Genomic DNA, 18,419 nt, shown 5'->3' with positions numbered 1-18,419 from the left:
TTATGCTGCTTTACGACGAGACACAAAATAGGTACCTGCAAGAGCAATCATTACAGTTCCAAGTGCAACGAAAAGAACAATTCCTGTACCACCTGTAGAAGGAAGGAAACCTTTCGGTGTATTGACGAGTTTATGCGGAGCTCCTGTAGTAGTCGTATAAGAATTAGCTGTTACTTCAAATTGAGTGTAGGCTGCCTTACCAGTCGGTAAAGCGTAGCCCTCTGGAGCTTTTGTTTCTTGAAGTTGGTAGGTGCCATATTCGAGACCTTTTACATCCACAATTCCTGTTGAATCAGTTGTATATTTTGTTGCTTCTTCATAAGAAGTAACCCATTGACCACCCTCGGCACTTGCTTTGAAGTATTCTGCAGAATCAGTAGTATTTTTGCGAACGACGAATTCTGCTCCCTCAAGAGTTTTAGCCTCATTGTTCACATCAACTTTTTTAAACTTATAACCACCTGTTTTTACTGTTTCAAAATCTTCTGGTGTTTCTTTGTCCCATTTATTGATACCTGTAGTACCATCGTTACCAAAAATTGCTTTTGCGGTATTGACGATGCCCGTATCAATATATTGGAGGGAATGAATCTTCATTTGATAGCTAAAAGCAATTTCTTTATTGGCATGACTTGCTAATTTTTCAATACCTGCTTCTGTTAATTTCGTTGTGACAGTGGTTTTACTACCTTGTTCTGCTACTGTTACAGTATAGTCCTCAGTTGCTACCAATACAGGACCGCCTGCCACTTTTACTGAGTAAGTAGCTGGTTCATTGATAAAGACAAGTTGGTCTGTTTCAAAACTATCTACAAATTGGAAAACATTGTACAATTTTTTAGCTACACCATCGACTAATTTGGTTGCAGCGATGTCTGCTGGGATGGTGGTTTTTAATTTATAATCAATGGTTTGTCCAATAGAGAAATCCGTTTGTTTTGCACTATTTTTTTGACTGGTAATATCTTTGTCAAACGGTGTATCTTTTGTGATATTCTTTGGATAGAGGTGAATGGATGTCAATACCGTATCATTTGTTCCCTGTTTATAGATCGGAAGGCTTACCACCAGATTATCAGCAACAGTTGTTACCCCTTCGCTCGCTTGTTCTACAAAAAGATATACTGCATTACGGCCAGAAGATTTGGCATTAAGGCTGAATGTAGTACTGCCATCTGGACCTGTTGTTTGAGTTGCAGATGCAACCTTACCTGATGGAGCCACTCCAGCTGTTCCTTTGACAGTGGCAACCGCATCATTTACCGCCTGTGATACTGACTTTGTCGCAACAGAGGCATCATAGGCTGCATAATATTCTGTCGTTACATCATAAACATCAAAGGTAATTCCAGGAAGAAAGTTAAAATCTCCTGCTAGAATTTCACCTGTATTGGTAATCGTACCTGTATAGTCCTTTACCTTATGTAATGTAATTGATACTTTTTCTGTTTCGTCAGCCGACACAAACGGTGTCAGTAAACTGCTAAACGTACTCACTAAAAGAGTCGCTAGTAATGCAAAAAACTTAAACTTTTTCATTATATTTCTCCTTTTTAGACGAGCATCTGCTCCTATTTATCATAATGGATGATACTAAACATAATAATCCGATAACTGCTAACGATGTTGTTGCTGTCCCTGTTTTAGGAAGCTGAATCCGAGGTTTTTCAACATTATATATCGATAAAATCGGCCCTTTCGTAAAAGTAGAGGTAGAGATAGTAAATGTAATCGGCTTTTCATTTAAGATGTAGCCTGATGGCGCTTGTATCTCACTTAGAAGATAGGTGCCATAACTCAATCCCTTTATCTCAAAATGACCTTGGGCATCGGAAGTCAGTTGAACAACATCCTTTTCCTCAGGGGCTACCTTTTCAAATTGATACCTTCCTTCCTTATAGGTAAGGATTGTTTGATTAACGGGATGCTTGATAATAAATTTTGCATTGGCTAAGGGAGACTTGTTTCCACCTGCCTTTTGCTTGATAAATCGAAAACCGCCTGTTATCACCTGTTCCCTATCAACTAATGGAGTTAGATCTCCAGGATAGAGAGTTGCTGTATTTATCAATGGTTGATCTATTGCAGCTTCATCGGTAATAACCATATTGTAGGTAAGGTCTAGTGTTTTTCCGCCAAACTGAGCGAGTTTTGCAATATCAAACGATAGTTTAAAACGATTTTCTGACTGACTGATTGACTCTATGAGACCCGCTTGTTCCTGTCCATCAATCGAGACTCTCAGACTTTCACTGATAAATTCCAAACCTACATCATAAACATCTTCTAATTCATAACTTGCTAAGTTTACAATATCTTGTGGAAGAATAGTAGACAGACGGTAATGAATGGGTTCTCCCAAACTGTAACTGTCCCTCTTTCCATCTATTGTTTTATCAAAAGTAAAGGTTCCCTGTGATTTGGGATAAACCGATATTTGAGACCGCTCTTTCCCTTGATCATCTAACAGGGGTAATACTACTACAAGCGGCTCCATAGGTGTAACTGCAACAGGTGTTACCCTTTCCCTGATGAGGTAGACCGCCGGGTGGTCTCTACTTATTTTTTCTACAGTGAAATAAGCCTTTCCTTTATCGTCCGTTACAGCCTGACCTACTTTCTCACCTTGGACGTTTTGCGCCTTACTCAATGTTTCCTGCGCCTCTAGTCTCGATAAGGAATTCAAGTGGACCAGGTCGTAAAATTCATTCGTAACATCAACAATTTCCAAGTATGCCCCTGCTACTGGACTTCCTGATTTGTATTGAGTATCCGTTACTGGATAAATCAGACGATTGACCTCAATGGTGACCTGCCCTTGCTCTTGTGCAAAAATCCTAGTATTCTGCCCAATAAGCCCTGCTGTTGCAATGATGATCACAAAAAGCCATTTGACAAATCGCTTTCGTGTGAAAAAGAGTAAAGCAAGAAACGTCAAACTGCCACCAATGACAATATAGGGGACAATCCCATTCCCACCTGTAATGGGTAACATTGACTTCCGCTTATTATAGACTGCTAAAGTACCTTTGTAGATAGTGTCGTCTGCCCTGGTAAATTCAAACGGCCTCGAATCTTCTTCACCATCTGCTTTCGCATAAGTAATATTGATACCATCTGTTTTGGATGTGGTTATCGTAAAGTAACCTTCTAAACGTATAAAACCATCAATCGTCTGACTTTCAACCAAATAATAGGTTTTATCAGCTTTTAGAATATCCTTTCCAAAAACAATTTTTCCTTCTGAATTTGTTCTGACTCTTGCCAACTCTCCAGAAAAAGTATCTCCATTACGTGTTGAATAAAGTTTGAATTCAACATTTTCAAGCGGTCTTTGGAATGTAGAGGATTTTTTCTCCAAGAATAACTCAAAATCCTTAGGTTGATTCGTAACGGTTGTTGTATCAAAGATATAATTATGATACACTTGGTCAACTTCCAGACCCTCACGATATGCTACTACAAAACCATCTTCATTTGGATAATATTGCTGACTAAGTTGGTAACCTACCGGAGCTTGTTTTTCCTCCCATCGATACCGCCCAGCAGCGAGATTTGGAATGCTGATTTTTCCTTCTAGATTCGTAGTGAATTCTGTTTTCCCGCTATAGCTGACAGGAATCCATTCGGAACCAACTTTTTCCTGTAAAGCAAAAACAGCTCCTTGCAAGGCAGCATTGGTGTCACTACCTTTTTTCTCTAAGTTGATTTGGAACAATCGTTCATTTCTTTGACTAGCCGTATAGCTGTATTTATTATCGGCTACAGTAGTAAACGATCCACTCAGAATCGTTTTAGAATTGTATCCAGTCGGTACGGACACTTCTTTCCAAAAGAGATTCGGTGCATCTGGAAAATACTGGATGCTGATTTTTCCATCTTCTCCAATTTGCTCAGAGACTTGGCCATCTGCCCCTATAGAATAGGATTTGCCAGATAGAAATTGTTTGGCCTCGCCCTCTATTCTTGTCCAATCAAAGCCAGTGTTATCTGCCTTGATTTTCAGATAATGTGAGATGTCATTTTCAATCTTTGAAATAACAAAGGGCACATCATTTATCGCCTGACCCGTATCTGCATCAGTTTTTATTAATTCAAGTTGATATATTTTTTTATTTGTAGCCGTATAAACAAAGGCATTTTCTTTGAGAGATTCCGCATAATTAACAACAAAACCATCCTCATTTGGATAATATACCTGATCAAGCTGGTAGCCCTCAGGAGCTGCTATTTCTTTCCAACGGTAGGTCCCTTCTGTTAATTGCGAGAGTTTCAAAATCCCCTCTTCTCCAACTACACCTTGATAGAATCGGTGTGAGCCTGTAGAAATCTGAGAAACTGTTCTTCCAGTCCTTGGGTTGTAAAATTCCAGAGGAATCCACTCACCTGTATCAGGATTTTTCTTTTCAATTTCAAAGATAGCATCAGAAACTAAATTGCCATCCTGGTCTTCTTTCCTCAATTCAGCATTGTAATACGAGATTGGTAATTGCACCATTTGAACAGCCTGATTATTCAGGAAACCTCCTGTCGACCCTGAGAAGCCCCAGTAAACCGTATGATTTAGATCTGAAATACCAAATACCTTTTCAAGGGAATAGTCACCTGTTCCGATTGCGACATCATAAGAGATAACATCCGTACCATCTTTGGAGCGATCGTCGCTATATTCGATATTACGGGACCCCTCATGACCTTGCTTATATATCGTATAATTCAAATTCCCTGTATTACTAGCAGTATCTGGTGTCCAAGTCACCTCGAGGCGATGCCATCTACCATCTGCTAAACTACTGGTTGGCCAGTTAGAAAGATTCCAACTGTAAAGATTAGTCTTATCCGCTACCTCGCCATCCCATCCCAAACTAAGCTTTATTTTATGCTTGTTAGCTGTTTTATCTGGCTCTTTATTGTAATTTGCTCGATTATTTTTAAAATCATTTAATAAATTTATGGCAATGTGACCGTACTGCGTATTGCTGTGGTTCTCATTGTAGATAATCGAAGTCAGGTCATTATCTGAATGTTGGGTAGTATTATTATCGTTGAAAAAGGTATCAAACTCCAATGTAATCCCATTTTCAACACCACGCCAAAAATCAACCATATTATTTTTTTCACTGCTGACGTTTGCGCTAAAGTTTGAACCATATACTCCCAAGCCGTTCCCCAGAGCACCGTAGGCATTTATTCCTGTATTGCTCAGGTCTCCCGAACCAATCTTATTCCCCGCTTGCATATCTGCAACGGATTTCTTGTCATTGTGCATCGTGAAGGTAATACCATCCGCACCACCGAGACCATTAAAATTCTTATCATATTGGGTTCTGTTCCCTAGATAAACATAACTAACCATCTGGAAGGGTTCGTTGAGCTTAATTTTATTCTCTTCCAAACTCCACATAACCCCTGATTGCCATCTGGCATCACGTGTGATGACGGCTACGGATGTATCAATATCCGTGACATAGGAACGATTTTTAGCCAACTTACCTGTCTGAACAGCATCATCGGATATTGAACCTGTATATATCAGCTGTGGATAATGAAACATATCCGCCATATCTACAGTGTTAGCTATAGCAGGAGGGGCAGGTAGGTCGCTGGCAACATAGTTGCTGTCTTTGGTAGGCCACTCACGCAAACTTTGGTCAGGAAAGTCCGTATAAGGACTCCATGCCACTGTTTCCAGCGAGCCACTAGCTAAGGTTACAAAAACAACCAAAAGCCCTGCCAATAATTTCTTTAAAAACTTCATAGGCATCTCTCTTTCATTTATTTAAAAATCAAGAACATCACTATACTGTTTTCTTTCGACAATCTCCACTTTGTCTTTACGCAAACGTTTTCGTAAAGCATAATAACACATTTAAGATGAGCTGGCAAGCTTCCTGAAAAAGCTATCTAATCGCGGAAAAACCCTTATTTGTCCATGTTTTCAATGCATTTTTATACATTTTCATAAAAAAATTAAATAAAATTGATACCGATAACAATTTTAAAAATCTATTCAAATTGAGCCAAAATATAAAATACAACAATAAAAGTACCCCCATTGAAATACCTTGTATTCAATGAGCGTACTTTAACACTTTATATAAATTATTTTCTCTTATATAACTTTTTACATACCTGATAAAGAATAGGTACAGCAATGATGGTCGTAATTGCAGTGCCATAGGTTCCTAAAATCCTACCCAAAGCAGCTAAAAGTGATGCTGATGGCGTTAGTCCACCGACTAAACTCCCCGTCAATGTGTACTTCAACAGGTTTAAGATAATTTTTGTGAGGGCTGCAACTATCCCAACCAACATAATATTTGATAGACTATCGTTTGCCTGTAGGAATTTTTCATAAAATAAGTGGAGGACAAAACAGACAATGAGTGATTCTAGAATGGTAATCCAAGCAACGGAAGCATATCCCGACAGTAAATCAAAGATGCCTAGACCGAGTGAGGCTGCCAATGCCCCTTTTTTGGAACCAAAGATTAGTACTCCTACTACCACCAGAGCATTGCCTAGATGGACAAATTGACTCCCAAAAGGAATACGAATAAAGAAGACAACCACACAAATAAGGGCTGCAAATAAACTAACTTCGGTTAATTGACGCAATTGATTCTGTTTCATAATTTCTCCTTTAATGTTTGAAATGCCTGCTGTAATTCTGCTAGAAAAGGTTCAAAGGAAATCCCAAATTTCAAGTCTCTATCCAAAGCGAGAGTACGCTCTAAACTCTTGTCAATAAATTCTAAAGCTAGAGGGATGGCTTGATGGAGATTGATTTGTTGGATGGTTGCTACTGCCAACAAGGTAGATAGAATGTCACCTGTTCCAAAGAAATTTGCTGGATATTTTTTAGACATATAGGTAGTTATTTTCCCTGTTTCCTGCTGAAAATAGGCCACACCTATTTGGCTATCATCAAAGGAAATCCCTGTCAGTACAATATCTGCTGATACCTGCTCTGCTAAAGCTTCCAGTAAGTCCTCAATAGCCGCCCTATCGTAGCAAGCTCCCAAATAATCCCTCCCTGTCAAAAAAGCTGCCTCTGTTACATTGGGGAGAATGAGCTTGGCCGACTGAATCAATTCTTTCATGGCTTCTACATAGGTAGGGGTGAAACCTGTATACAACTTCCCTCCATCCCCCATGACCGGATCAACAATCAACGAAGTCTCTGTTTGTTTAGCATACATAGCCAATTGACTTAGTTGCTGAGGATTTCCACAGTAGCCAGACAAGATGCCTGCCAACTCCAAATTCAAGTTCTTCCACTGTTCAAAATAGGCTCGATTCAAGTCAGTCATATCTTTAACGACAACATCTGGAAAACCACCCGTATGAGAAGAAAGTAGTACCGTTGGTAAAAGAATCGTTTCTACCTGACAGGCTGCTGCAATTGGGATGCTAGTGGCTAGGGCAACCTTGCCCACACCAGGTAAATCATTTGCAAGCAATAATCGCTGAACCATAACAACCTCCTAAATTATTTTTCTTAAACAAAATTGTAAAGTATTTTCACGAGCTTTTCAATAACTCTTATCATAAATTGTATGGGGACAGATGGCTGAAACCTTATAATATCGGGCTCAAATCACTGCATAAGAAAAACAGTAACAACTTTTTGCTACTGTCATCCTATTTCAATGTATTGTTGTCACAATCTGCTTATACTCAATGAAAATCAAAAGTAGCCTAGGAAACGAAGCCGAAGATAGAACTCTGTTACTATCTTATTTCAAGGTAACAGGCTGAAAACCTCCACTGGAGCTTTTCACTCATCAAGGAAGTTGACAACGGATAATTTTGATTTTCGAAGAGTATTAATTTTTCTCCAGAAAGGCAATCAATGTCTGGGCAGAACGTTCTCCTGCTTGAATAATAAATTCATCAAAGGTGATATTGGCATCTCCCTGAGCTGTGTCACTCATGGCACGGATAACCAAGAATGGCTTACCTGTATTGACAGCTGCTTGAGCGATAGCTGCTCCTTCCATCTCTACGGCAAGGACTTCTGGAAAATGAGTTTTGATTGTAGCAATTCTCTCCTGACCTGCGATAAAACTGTCACCTGTCACAATCAGACCCACATGGCTAATCATTTCCTGCTCTGCTAAAACGGTTCTTAGCTGTTCTAACAAGGCTTGGTCTGCTGGATAATACAATTCCTGCCCTGCCATTTGCCCGTAAGCATAGCCGAAAGCCGTCACATCCACATCGTGGTAAGCCAATTGATTTGCTACAACCACATCACCGATGGCAATACCTTCAGCAACAGCTCCTGCCGAGCCAGTATTAACAATGACATCAACTGAAAAACGATCTGCCAAAACAGCCACGGACATAGCTGACATAACCTTACCGATACCTGACTGAACAAGAACGACTTCATGTTGACCGATTCGTCCCTGATAGTAAGTTCGACCCAAGACATCGATTTCAGTTGCATCTTGTAGATGCTCGACCAAAATCTTTAATTCCTGAGGCATGGCTGCGATAATTCCAAATTTCATCTCTTCTCCTAAATAAATAATACTGCAATGATAAACATTATCAGTAAGATGATGACCCAAAAAAGGATTTTGTTTACCTTACTGCGGAAAGCTTCTCGCTTGATGGTTTCGATACGGCGACTTTTTACTACAGTAGGTTTGACCGGGATTCGGATCGTTTGTCCCTCTTCATATCCCTGATAATCTTCTTCTAGATATGGATCGAATAGAGCATCATCCATTGATATATCCTGGTTTGGACGATAGTGTCCAAACTGGCTAGATTGGTCGGAATACTGTTTCTTTTTCACTTTCTCTAAAATTTCATCCGTCAACAAGGGCTTGCCCATTGCTAGTTTCCTACTTTCTCATGAGTTGTAAATATTGGATAGCCATGATGGTCTTTGCATCACAAATATCGCCAGTAGCCACCAAGTTCAAAGCCTCTTCCAAGGTTACCTCATGTAATTCGATAACCTCATCTTCATCCATTGGACGAGGATTTTCAACCTTGATAAGGTTATCTGCTAAATAAAGGCGAATCCGTTCATTACAGAAACCGATGGCTGAATAGAAATCTGCCAACAAGGTCAGTTTGTCACTAGTATAGCCTGTTTCTTCTTCTAATTCACGCAAAGCAGCATCTTCAAGCGTATCTTCTTCGCCCAGCTCCAATTTCCCCGCCGGAATTTCATAAATAGTACGTTCAATAGCCTTGCGGTATTGTTTGACTAAAATCATTTTACCTTCTGGGGTGACGGCTAAAACGCAAACTGCTCCCTTGTGGAAAATGAGTTCGCGCTTACCAGTTCCACCATTTGGCAAGGCAACATCATCTACTACTACATCAAAAATGTGCCCTTTAAAAATTTCTGTCCGCTCAATGGTTTTTTCTTCAAAATTCATACGATTACCTATTTTTGACTTGGATGGAACGGAAAACGAGTCGCATAGCCTTCTTTGTTTTCTTGACGACCACGACCAATACCGATGGCATCCTCTGGAATATCTTTTGTAATAACAGAACCTGCAGCCAACAAGGCATTGTCCCCAATAGTTACTGGTGCGATAATGGTTGAGTTAGAGCCAACAAAGGCATTATCTCCAACGGTTGTTTTAAATTTATTTTTACCGTCGTAATTGACAGTGATGGCGCCAGCACCAACGTTAACATTATTGCCAATCGTTGCATTTCCTAGGTAGGTCAAATGACCAGACTTCGTTCCTTGACCAAGTGTAGAGGCCTTGATTTCCACAAAGTTTCCAACGTGAACATCTTTTTTCAAGAGACTGCCTGGACGAATATGGGCGTATGGTCCTACCGTCACACCTTCTTCAATGACAGATTCTTCAATGTCTGAGTTGCTGATAACGACATCTGCTGCAATTTTGGAGTCACATACACGGGTACCATTGGTTAAGACAGTGCGTTCACCAATCACCGTTTGACCTTTCAAGACAACATTAGCTTCGATAACAGCTTCTGCGCCAATCTCAACATCAATATCAATATAGGTAGCATCTGGGTTGATAAATGTCACACCATTGACCATGTGTTTTTCATTGATTCGTTTGCGCATAACAGCTTCTGCAGTCGCAAGAGCGACGCGATCATTGACACCCAAACTTTCATCAAAATCACGCAATACATAGGCACCAACCTTTTCGCCTGCCTGACGGAAAATCGAAATAACATCTGTCAGATAGTACTCACCTTGGGCATTGTCCGTATTAATATCTTTAAGCGCTTCAAAAAGACGTTTATTATCAAACAAGTAGGTTCCTGTATTGATTTCTTTCACTTGTTTTTCAAAATCGTTGGCATCTTTTTGCTCAACAATTTTTTGCACTTCCCCATCAGCATTGCGAATAATCCGACCATATCCGAATGGGTTATCAGCCTGAGCTGTCAAGATAGTCGCAACGTTCTTGTGGCTGACATGGAAGTTAATGAGGTTCTTCAAGCTTTCTCCTGTAATCAGCGGTGTATCCCCTGCGATAACAAGGGTCTGACCTTCCAAACCTGCAAGAGCTGGCTCAGCCATCATAACGGCGTGGCCTGTCCCCAACTGTTCAGATTGAAGGGCAAACTCTGACTGCCCTTCGAGAACAGTCTGCACCAATTCTGCCTTGTGACCGACAATGGTTACTGTTTTAGCAGGTTCCATAGCATCAACAGCCCGTTTGACATGCTCCAACATGGTAATTCCTGCCACTTTGTGTAAGACCTTTGGCAAGTCAGACTTCATGCGAGTTCCCTTACCCGCCGCTAGGATAATTGCATAGTTATTGCTCATAGTTTTCTCTCTTTTCAATGATATACTCCTATTATAGCAAATTTTGATGTTTTTGGAAAATAGCGGAAGAAGTGAAATATAACTCGACAAAATGCAAAGTATCCCTCTCACTTCCAAGCATCTAGTCTGGGCTAACTGTAGTCCCTGAATGATGTGAACCTACTACCGCCAACATCTCAACCTTTTCCTCGCTTTTACCTTTCTAGGTTTAGGCTGAAACACTTCACTGAATAGCCTAGACTGTTTTAATGCCAGGTTCAAGAAAGATGCTACAATCTAGGATAGAAAAAGGAGCCTAAGCTCCTTAGATTGTTAAATGAAGGCCTCGTTGACCATCTTCTCTTGCTTTCTCTGTCAAGGCTTTAAACTCTTCCCAAACAGGGCGTTCTTGGTCTGTAAAACGGAGATTGGCACCTGGAAGACTAGCATTAGAAATGGTCTGCACAAAACCTGACAAACTATTTGCCAAAGCCACTCCTTCCTTACTAGCCACATCTTCCTTGGCAACAAGCAAGACCGACTGCAACTTCCCTGTCTTCTCTTTGCCAATCTCCTCCTCTTTTCCAGCAAGAATAGAAGAAAGCTGGTCCAATAAATTGATGACACGTTCCTTATTCATAGAAACCTCCTTGTTTAATTTTATATTATTATAATATAAACAACTTAAAATAAACAAGAGAGGACCTAATTTTTAGGGTAAACCAATTCAAATTCTTCACAGACGACCAGCATATCTTCTGAGAAGGACAGGCCTGCTTCTGCCAGCCAGATAGTGAAAAGCTCTTCATGGACCTGTCGCCAGTGAATCAGACTTTTCGCTTTTATGTCAGACAAGTCACCTTCCTGACGGAACTCCCCCTCCTTATAGGCATGATTTTCCGTCACTTGGGAAAAGGGCGTCACATAGACCTTGGTGGTCTGGATAATGCACACAGCCTGACCTTGCCCGTCAAGAATGATGTCATAGCCACCAGCTATAGGGATTTCTTCTCCCTCTACTGCGTAAAGGGCATGAGCAGAGCTAGTCGAGGTTTTGATGCCCTTGGCTACCAAATCAGCCAGCCAATCAGCTTCCGCCCCAAAGGCCCAGGCCTCCGGCTCAGGACCAGCTTGGGAATTGATGGCAAGAAAATCTTGCCAGAGTTGTGTTGGTGTCATGGTTTTTCCTTTCTAGAATACCATTCCTCTCTCGTCAATAAACTCACTCGTTCGGTACGAACTTCATCAATGAGTGGGAAATGCACATCTTCCAAGAGGTATTGGTATACAAAACCCAGCTTTTCTTGTACACGCAGAGACTTGCTATTTTCTACAAATGCACAACACCAGATTTTATCTAAATCCAGTTGAGTAAAGCCGTAGTTCAGTATAGCTTGACTAGCCTCTGGTACCAGGCCTTGTCCCCAAAATCCCTGGCCAAGCCAGTAGCCCAGTTCTGCTTCTGAATCTGGCAAATCAAGACCGCTCTGCTTGCCAATCATGAGACCAATACTGCCAATGACCTGACCTGTTTCCTTGAGGACAAGGGCATAGGTTCCGGGTTGGCTGAGGACTGTCTTGATAATCTCTCGACTTTCTTCCAGACTTTGATGAACTGGCCAACCTGCTGCGGGTCCTACATCTGGATGACTGGCCTGAGAAAATAAGTCAACTGTGTCTGACTCGCTCCAAGGACGGAGCAAAAGGCGATTAGATTCAAGAATCATAACATTCCCCCTACTTCAAACTCCAGCCACCGTCAATAGTGACAATCTGGCCTTGCATGGAAGCGAGTTTGCCAGTAGCCAGCATGAAGGTCAGCTCTGCGATTTCGCTGGGCTGGGTCCAGCGTCCGATAGGGGTCTGGTCTGCCACCCAATCGGCTAATCCCTCTGGCTCAAAATCTTTCTGGGTCATGCCTGTCTGGACAGCACCTGGGGCAATACCAAATACCTGTACCTTATCCTTGGCATAGTCCAAAGCCAACTGCTTGGTAAAACCTGCCAAAGCGTGCTTGGAGGCGGTGTAAGCCGAGCCTCCGCCGCCTGCAAGGTTAGAAGCAATGGAGCACATATTGATAATGATGCCTGACTGTCTGTCCACCATTTGCTGCAGATAAGGGCGGGTTAGTCTTGTCACCGCAAAAAAATTCACCGAGAAGACCCGAGCTAATTCTTCCTCCTCAATATCTAGGTGGGGGCGGTAATCGTCTAGAATGCCTGCGGTGTTACATAGAACATCAACTGTCTGGCACCACGAAAAGACTGGTGATAAATCGCCAGTCAGGTCCAGTTGTAGAAAGTGGAAATCACCTGCCAAATCAGGCTTGATGGCCTGGTCAATCCCGTAGACACGCCAGCCATTTTCCAAAAAAATCCGCGCTTGTGCAAGACCAATGCCACTGGAAACGCCGGTGATGAGGGCTGTCTTAGTCATGGACTTCTACCCAGTCGGTCGCAAGGACATCGCAGGGGGTCGGGCTCCACATGGAGAAGCCTTCGCCCTCGCCTGTCACGTTGATGAGGAAATAGGGCGTCGCCTCCAGTTTTTGCCCGTGAACCTCAATCGTGTCAAAGAGCTGGACGTAGTTCTCCGCTCCGCCCCAGCCTGTGCGAACGTACTTTTTCTTGGCCTTGAGGCCTGGTAAAATCTCTTCAAATGTCATGGTTTTCTCCTTTGTTGTCTATAAATGTTGATTTAATAAGGTTTCTGTAACCTTGTAATGCGTTGATTTAGTAATTTGTTCACCCTCGTATTCACCCTAGAGATTATTGATGGCTTTTTTGTAATATGAAACAGCATCTTTTTTCTGCAGGTCATCTTCTGTCTCCTATTTTACTGGATATTCCGTTTAAACAGGGGTGCTTCTTGCTAGAAAGCAGAAAATATCCATAATTTGATTAAAAAGAAACAAATAGGGATGAATTCGAGCGATTGAAAGGTCAATCGGTATTCTGATATACTTTCCTTGCCCCTTTGGGATAGAAAGGGGGTGAAGTGTTCTAATGGAACTTTTTATCATCACGTTTGTTGCTCCTTTGCTGGTATCTATCCTGACAGCATTGTTTGAGTATTGGCTCAACTCACGCAACAAATAACCCTAGGGCATAGCTTTAAATAGCTAAGAGCCAAAAAGAAAACCCTCAACGCTGGCACGTTGGGGGCTTTTTGTGTTCCTTTAGAACTACTTATCATTACTTAGAGTATAGCACCCCTCTATTCAATTGTCAAATAGTTTATTTACGTTAGCTATTCATAGACTATCTCTAAATTGGCAAAATATAGTCTAGTATCAGAATACCCCCGCAGTTTACCTGACACGAGGGATTAGCATAACGCGCCGAAGGTGACTTCTTATTTCCAGTCTATCAATCGAACCCTACAAACCTCACTCCATTATACCAAAATATGCCGTCTATTTCTTTTTCCCCACCAACAAAACCGCAGTTCCAATCCAAAAGGCCATAGCTGGAAGAATCACCAACATCAGATTGAGCCAAACGGGAACGGTCATGACCATATTTACTACACCGCCAACAATCATGAAGAGATAGGTCGGTAAAAAGACATAGCGGACTAATTTTTCCTTTTGGAAAAATAGCAGAGTGAGACCGAGCAAGGCGAGTGGTACTAGAAGCCCCCAGCCAGTCAAGACTAGGTCAGGTTCCTTGGGCATTGCCCAGAGACGAAGTCCGCAAATCACAAGAAAAAGAAGGGGAATGCAGAGAAAGCTTGCCCATATCTTGATTTTGCTAGTCTGGTAAATCAAACCGCGAATGACGAGGAAAATACCAGCGGGGAGGAGGAGGCTAAGTAGCGCGTCGCAGATCAAACCCAGCCAGTTGAGGGAGATGGTTCCCGTCCCTGCAAAATCCATCAGCCATTGGCTACCAAGGTAAATAATGAGCATGAGGCCACTCAGGTTTGCGACTTCCCTGAAACCAATCGGAGGGAGGTAGCTGAGTAGGTCATCCGCCATCTGCTTGCTATCTTTACCCAGAAAATCCTCCGCCGAAAGCCCGTCTTTTTGGGCTTCCAGAACATCTTGGTAAATGGATAAGAGCTGGGCAGTCACTGCTTCTTCCTGCCTGTGAAAGACAGAGGCAATCATCATATAACCATTGATACGGCCCATATACTCCTTGTTTTCCTTGGTCAATTGGCTTTCAATCACTTCAATCTGCTTGCGGTATTCCATTTGTTTGCTCATCCTACTCTCCTTTCAATCGCTGAACCTTTTGGACCAATTCCGTCCACTGGCTCCAAAAATCTTCTAGATAAGCCTTTCCCTGGTCTGTCAGATAAAAATACTTTCTATCTGGCCCGTCTGGCGAGGGCTTATTCTGACTAAAAATCAGGTTATTTTTCTCTAACTTCTGAAGGAGGGGATAGACTGTCCCTCCGACCATGTTTTCAAAGCCCTGATTTCTCAACTCCTGGACCAGCTCATAACCATAAATCTCCTTCTGGCTGATTATCTGCAAAACACAGCCATCTAGGACTCCCTTGAGCATCTGGGTTTCTTTCATAAGTCCTCCTCTTCCTCTACAAAAAATCCAAACAGCAAGCCTGACGCTAACATGGTGCCTAAGATCAAAATAGAATCCAAGGCCCAACCTGTTATAATCGCCGTCACAAGCGTGATGCCTGCTAGTTTCCAGTTTTCACGTTTCTTCTTGTCCAATTTATATGTTATACTTCTATCTAGTTTGTAATACCAATTAGTCTGATAAAAATAAAAGTGATTTTCTTTGTCTTCTATCACCAGTTTGTTTTACCTATTAGTTTTGTACCTATAGTATAACACAAGGTAGCTAGTTTGTAAAACAAAATAGTTAAAATTTGTAAAGAAAATAAAAAACTTGGGTCACCCCAAGTTTAGGAAATAATCTGTTTGTAAGATCGTGTTGTGATGGCATAGACCACTAGGTAGAGGAGGAGATAGCCTCCACAGATGCCTGCTGTCACCTGCAACATAAGCCCTGCATTAACCACGCCTATAGACAAAAGAATGGATGATAGCATCTTGTAGGCAAAGGCAAGATGGACAAAGGCAAGTAGGATAGGTAGAAAAAAGACGGTCAGCAATTGCTTGCGAATGGACTGTCTCGTCTGATCCTCATCCAGACCAACCTTAGTCATAATGACGAAGCGATCTCTGTCTTCATAGCCTTCTGAAATCTGTTTGAAGTAAATCACCAGCACCACCGCCATCAAAAAGATGAGCGATAGCAAGAGGCCGATGAAGAAAAGTGAACCTGCAAAACTGAAGAAACCACGCATCGCATAGGCACGATAGGCGAGACTGATGGCGTTCGTTCCATTCGGTAATATATTGGACTCCCAAAGCTCACTTTCAAAACTTCCTGATAAAAAGGTGTCATGGCTATCTACCTGCTCTTCTTCTGATAGACTGCTTTCAAATCCCATATAATAGCGATTTTCGGCTTGATTTTCAAAAACAGCCAAGTCTTGAACAACAATGACCAGATACTGGCTGAGAAGGAAGGAACCATGGTCTGGTAGATGTCCTAAAGTCACATTCTTGGGCAAGACTTGGGCAACTTCCATCTCCTTTTCATCAAAGGTGAGGGTTTGACCAGCTTTATACTGGACTCCCTTACTAAAAATTGCCACTTGGTCAGATGCCAACTGGAGTGCTTCTCCTGTCATCTTTTCATAGCTGGCTTGATCAAGGACAAAACCGATCCCCACTCGATCAGAGAAATCCATACCAGCGGCCTCTTCATCCGTCAAAAATCTTACTTGCTGGTTTGTCACCTCAGAAAAATAGGCTTGCTGATAAGGATAGACTACCTTACTTTCAACTGGAATATCTGTCTCTTCTAAGATAGCTTCCGCCCACTCCTCCGTTTGATCTTTTGAAGTGGTTGGTTGCATTCCAACATCGATCGAATAGTCATTTGGATTTTGATTGGCAATATAATCTTTGCCACCGATGTATATATTAAGTCCTCCAACCATAGTTACCAAGAACATACTGGAGAGGATGGTAATGGTCGCAAGGCCCAGAGCATTTTTCCGCATGCGAAAAATCAAGTTGGATACAGAAATAAAATTCTCAGGCTTGTAGTAACAGGTCTGACGGTTCTTTAGCCAGTTTAAGAGACTGATAACACCTGCTTGGAAAAGCAAATAAGTCCCAAGGATAACCAGAAGAGTCGCTCCAAAGAAACTCGGAACCGCCTGAAAAGGATTGGTCACTAGCTGGGCAATGGCATAGCCTGACCCCAGTAAAATAATAGCTAAGAGGGTTTGTAGCCAGAGGAAGCCTGTTTTCTTATCCCCACGCTTCTTGCCCTGAACTAGTTTGAGCGAGTCGGTCAAGCCCAACTTCCCAATATTAAAGAGGCTGACCAAGGCGAAAATACCGAAGAGATAGATAAGTACAGTGACTAGACTTTTCAACTGGAAGGTTGAAGCCAGGACCACAGGCATCTGCATGGCTTTCAGCAAGAGCGCATAGAAGAGTTTATCTAGAGCCAGTCCCAAGAGCAAGCCAGATAGAATGGTACCGACTGAAAAGACCAGATTTTCTAGAAAAGTCATCAAGAAGAGATGTTTTTTCTCCAGCCCAAGAATGCTATAGACACCAAACTCTTTTGACCGCTGCTTCATAACAAAACTATTGGCATAGAAGACCATGATGGCAACGGCCAGCATAACCACAATCATACCGAAGCCCAGCACTTGAATCACTCCATTGGCCCCCTTGACCTGACCTAAATCAGGATGAAAGGCAAGCGAGGCAAAAATATAGGCAATGGCTGTGGACAAGATGGTCATCAGGGCATAGGGAAAATAGAGCCTGAAGTTCTTTTTAAGATTGGTCAGAGCCAATCGAAAGGTTAGTCCAAACATATTACTCACCTCGATTCGCCATAAGTGTCAAGGTATCTGAAATCAGTTGATACATTTCCTGACTGGTTCTCTCACCTCGGTAGATTTGATTGTAGAGGATGCCATCCTTGATGAAGAGGACCCGTTTGGCACGACTAGCTGCCACTGTCGAGTGGGTTACCATCAGAATGGTTTGCCCTTCTTGGTTGATTTTTTCAAAAATATCTAGAAGAGTTGCCGTTGATTTAGAGTCGAGAGCCCCAGTCGGCTCATCCGCTAAGAGGATTTCTGGCTGGGTAATAATGGCACGCGCCACCGCAACTCGCTGCTGCTGACCACCCGAAATCTCGTAGGGCATCTTGTCTTGCAAGGTCGCAATTCCCAGACTATTGAGCGTATGAACGAGTCGCTTGTTCATCTCATCAATCGGATAGCGGGATAAAACCAGAGGTAAGAGCACATTGTCCTTGACAGAGAGGGTATCCAAGAGATTGAAATCTTGGAAGACAAAGCCCAATTTCTCCCGACGAAAGGCTGCCGCTTCCTTGCTCTTGATAGACTGGGTATCCAATCCGTTAAGCAAGACCTTGCCCTGCGTTGGCTTATCAAGGGTTGCCAAAATATTGAGCAAGGTGGATTTTCCAGAACCAGACTCACCCATAATAGCGACATATTCACCCTTTTCCACTGTAAAATGAATATCCGTCAAAGCCTCAACCTGTCCCGCCTTAAAGAGAGAACTGTATATCTTTTGAACGTGTTGAACATCTAAAACTGACATAAC

19 protein-coding genes are annotated in these 18,419 nt (G+C 42.1%); 1 reads left to right on the top strand and 18 read right to left on the bottom strand.

From position 1 onward, the window contains the following. The 13 genes from GPW69_RS02925 to GPW69_RS02865 form a co-directional block, all read right to left on the bottom strand. Entirely contained in the window at positions 1-1,539 is a 1,539-nt protein-coding gene (locus tag GPW69_RS02925; protein WP_074391524.1) for a SpaH/EbpB family LPXTG-anchored major pilin, read from the bottom strand. Further along, on the bottom strand, positions 1,526-5,758 hold the full coding sequence (locus tag GPW69_RS02920) for a SpaH/EbpB family LPXTG-anchored major pilin (protein ID WP_044679713.1): 4,233 nt from the start codon (positions 5,756-5,758) through the stop codon (positions 1,526-1,528). Before GPW69_RS02920 ends, GPW69_RS02925 begins: the two co-directional genes overlap by 14 nt. Positions 5,759-6,102: 344 nt before the next feature. Beyond that, complete coding sequence (locus GPW69_RS02915; RefSeq protein ID WP_044679714.1) at positions 6,103-6,633, bottom strand: ECF transporter S component; 531 nt, start codon at positions 6,631-6,633, stop codon at positions 6,103-6,105. Next, positions 6,630-7,478: a pyridoxamine kinase gene (locus tag GPW69_RS02910; RefSeq protein ID WP_074391525.1), complete on the bottom strand. Its 849-nt coding sequence runs from the start codon at positions 7,476-7,478 to the stop codon at positions 6,630-6,632. Before GPW69_RS02910 ends, GPW69_RS02915 begins: the two co-directional genes overlap by 4 nt. 351 nt (positions 7,479-7,829) lie before the next feature. After that, positions 7,830-8,519, bottom strand: a complete 690-nt coding sequence (locus tag GPW69_RS02905) for a 5'-methylthioadenosine/adenosylhomocysteine nucleosidase (protein ID WP_029188668.1) — start codon at positions 8,517-8,519, stop codon at positions 7,830-7,832. 8 nt (positions 8,520-8,527) lie between these two features. Next, complete coding sequence (macP, locus tag GPW69_RS02900) at positions 8,528-8,848, bottom strand: cell wall synthase accessory phosphoprotein MacP (RefSeq protein WP_002936700.1); 321 nt, start codon at positions 8,846-8,848, stop codon at positions 8,528-8,530. A 10-nt stretch (positions 8,849-8,858) separates the two neighbouring features. Next, the gene (locus GPW69_RS02895; RefSeq protein WP_004194850.1) at positions 8,859-9,404 is read right to left on the bottom strand and encodes an NUDIX hydrolase; all 546 of its coding nucleotides are present in this window, start codon (positions 9,402-9,404) and stop codon (positions 8,859-8,861) included. 8 nt (positions 9,405-9,412) lie between these two features. Beyond that, positions 9,413-10,795 (bottom strand): bifunctional UDP-N-acetylglucosamine diphosphorylase/glucosamine-1-phosphate N-acetyltransferase GlmU, encoded by a 1,383-nt coding sequence (gene glmU, locus GPW69_RS02890; protein WP_024390222.1) that lies wholly within the window; start codon positions 10,793-10,795, stop codon positions 9,413-9,415. A gap of 304 nt (positions 10,796-11,099) precedes the next feature. Continuing rightward, complete coding sequence (locus GPW69_RS02885) at positions 11,100-11,414, bottom strand: hypothetical protein (protein WP_024384968.1); 315 nt, start codon at positions 11,412-11,414, stop codon at positions 11,100-11,102. A 65-nt stretch (positions 11,415-11,479) separates the two neighbouring features. Then, a complete protein-coding gene (locus GPW69_RS02880; protein WP_024384969.1) occupies positions 11,480-11,953 on the bottom strand; it encodes an ASCH domain-containing protein in 474 nt (157 codons plus the stop codon). Next, on the bottom strand, positions 11,950-12,501 hold the full coding sequence (locus tag GPW69_RS02875) for a GNAT family N-acetyltransferase (protein ID WP_024384970.1): 552 nt from the start codon (positions 12,499-12,501) through the stop codon (positions 11,950-11,952). Before GPW69_RS02875 ends, GPW69_RS02880 begins: the two co-directional genes overlap by 4 nt. A gap of 10 nt (positions 12,502-12,511) precedes the next feature. Continuing rightward, complete coding sequence (locus tag GPW69_RS02870) at positions 12,512-13,210, bottom strand: 3-oxoacyl-ACP reductase (RefSeq protein ID WP_044693640.1); 699 nt, start codon at positions 13,208-13,210, stop codon at positions 12,512-12,514. Beyond that, positions 13,203-13,439, bottom strand: coding sequence for a DUF2829 domain-containing protein (locus GPW69_RS02865; RefSeq protein ID WP_004194840.1), 237 nt, complete (start codon positions 13,437-13,439; stop codon positions 13,203-13,205). Before GPW69_RS02865 ends, GPW69_RS02870 begins: the two co-directional genes overlap by 8 nt. A gap of 340 nt (positions 13,440-13,779) precedes the next feature. On the opposite strand from GPW69_RS02865, the gene GPW69_RS10770 reads away from it, so the two are divergent. Then, positions 13,780-13,872, top strand: coding sequence for a type I toxin-antitoxin system Fst family toxin (locus GPW69_RS10770; protein WP_109371243.1), 93 nt, complete (start codon positions 13,780-13,782; stop codon positions 13,870-13,872). Between the two features lie 317 nt (positions 13,873-14,189). Here GPW69_RS10770 and GPW69_RS02855 read toward each other — a convergent pair whose 3' ends face one another. The 5 genes from GPW69_RS02855 to GPW69_RS02835 form a co-directional block, all read right to left on the bottom strand. Next, positions 14,190-14,984 carry a DUF1129 domain-containing protein gene (locus tag GPW69_RS02855; RefSeq protein WP_024384972.1) on the bottom strand — a complete coding sequence of 265 codons (795 nt, stop codon included), beginning with the start codon at positions 14,982-14,984 and terminating at the stop codon, positions 14,190-14,192. A 1-nt stretch (position 14,985) separates the two neighbouring features. Next, positions 14,986-15,303 carry a PadR family transcriptional regulator gene (locus GPW69_RS02850; RefSeq protein WP_024408398.1) on the bottom strand — a complete coding sequence of 106 codons (318 nt, stop codon included), beginning with the start codon at positions 15,301-15,303 and terminating at the stop codon, positions 14,986-14,988. Next, positions 15,300-15,458, bottom strand: a complete 159-nt coding sequence (locus GPW69_RS02845; RefSeq protein WP_171841466.1) for a hypothetical protein — start codon at positions 15,456-15,458, stop codon at positions 15,300-15,302. Before GPW69_RS02845 ends, GPW69_RS02850 begins: the two co-directional genes overlap by 4 nt. A gap of 194 nt (positions 15,459-15,652) precedes the next feature. Then, complete coding sequence (locus GPW69_RS02840) at positions 15,653-17,656, bottom strand: ABC transporter permease (RefSeq protein ID WP_074391526.1); 2,004 nt, start codon at positions 17,654-17,656, stop codon at positions 15,653-15,655. A gap of 1 nt (position 17,657) precedes the next feature. Further along, the gene (locus tag GPW69_RS02835) at positions 17,658-18,416 is read right to left on the bottom strand and encodes an ABC transporter ATP-binding protein (protein WP_074391527.1); all 759 of its coding nucleotides are present in this window, start codon (positions 18,414-18,416) and stop codon (positions 17,658-17,660) included. Between the last annotated feature and the right edge of the window lie 3 nt (positions 18,417-18,419).

It is taken from the genome of Streptococcus suis, from assembly GCF_902702775.1.
In the GTDB taxonomy this organism is placed as follows: Bacteria; Bacillota; Bacilli; order Lactobacillales; family Streptococcaceae; genus Streptococcus; species Streptococcus hashimotonensis.
This window is presented reverse-complemented; position numbering and strand designations above follow the sequence as displayed.

Bases quoted from the DNA above. Each gene is read 5' to 3' on its own strand.
- GPW69_RS02925 (WP_074391524.1), bottom strand. From the start codon at position 1,539: ATGAAAAAGTTTAAGTTTTTTGCATTACTAGCGACTCTTTTAGTGAGT.
- GPW69_RS02920 (WP_044679713.1), bottom strand. From the start codon at position 5,758: ATGAAGTTTTTAAAGAAATTATTGGCAGGGCTTTTGGTTGTTTTTGTA.
- GPW69_RS02915 (WP_044679714.1), bottom strand. From the start codon at position 6,633: ATGAAACAGAATCAATTGCGTCAATTAACCGAAGTTAGTTTATTTGCA.
- GPW69_RS02910 (WP_074391525.1), bottom strand. From the start codon at position 7,478: ATGGTTCAGCGATTATTGCTTGCAAATGATTTACCTGGTGTGGGCAAG.
- GPW69_RS02905 (WP_029188668.1), bottom strand. From the start codon at position 8,519: ATGAAATTTGGAATTATCGCAGCCATGCCTCAGGAATTAAAGATTTTG.
- macP (WP_002936700.1), bottom strand. From the start codon at position 8,848: ATGGGCAAGCCCTTGTTGACGGATGAAATTTTAGAGAAAGTGAAAAAG.
- GPW69_RS02895 (WP_004194850.1), bottom strand. From the start codon at position 9,404: ATGAATTTTGAAGAAAAAACCATTGAGCGGACAGAAATTTTTAAAGGG.
- glmU (WP_024390222.1), bottom strand. From the start codon at position 10,795: ATGAGCAATAACTATGCAATTATCCTAGCGGCGGGTAAGGGAACTCGC.
- GPW69_RS02885 (WP_024384968.1), bottom strand. From the start codon at position 11,414: ATGAATAAGGAACGTGTCATCAATTTATTGGACCAGCTTTCTTCTATT.
- GPW69_RS02880 (WP_024384969.1), bottom strand. From the start codon at position 11,953: ATGACACCAACACAACTCTGGCAAGATTTTCTTGCCATCAATTCCCAA.
- GPW69_RS02875 (WP_024384970.1), bottom strand. From the start codon at position 12,501: ATGATTCTTGAATCTAATCGCCTTTTGCTCCGTCCTTGGAGCGAGTCA.
- GPW69_RS02870 (WP_044693640.1), bottom strand. From the start codon at position 13,210: ATGACTAAGACAGCCCTCATCACCGGCGTTTCCAGTGGCATTGGTCTT.
- GPW69_RS02865 (WP_004194840.1), bottom strand. From the start codon at position 13,439: ATGACATTTGAAGAGATTTTACCAGGCCTCAAGGCCAAGAAAAAGTAC.
- GPW69_RS10770 (WP_109371243.1), top strand. From the start codon at position 13,780: ATGGAACTTTTTATCATCACGTTTGTTGCTCCTTTGCTGGTATCTATC.
- GPW69_RS02855 (WP_024384972.1), bottom strand. From the start codon at position 14,984: ATGAGCAAACAAATGGAATACCGCAAGCAGATTGAAGTGATTGAAAGC.
- GPW69_RS02850 (WP_024408398.1), bottom strand. From the start codon at position 15,303: ATGAAAGAAACCCAGATGCTCAAGGGAGTCCTAGATGGCTGTGTTTTG.
- GPW69_RS02840 (WP_074391526.1), bottom strand. From the start codon at position 17,656: ATGTTTGGACTAACCTTTCGATTGGCTCTGACCAATCTTAAAAAGAAC.
- GPW69_RS02835 (WP_074391527.1), bottom strand. From the start codon at position 18,416: ATGTCAGTTTTAGATGTTCAACACGTTCAAAAGATATACAGTTCTCTC.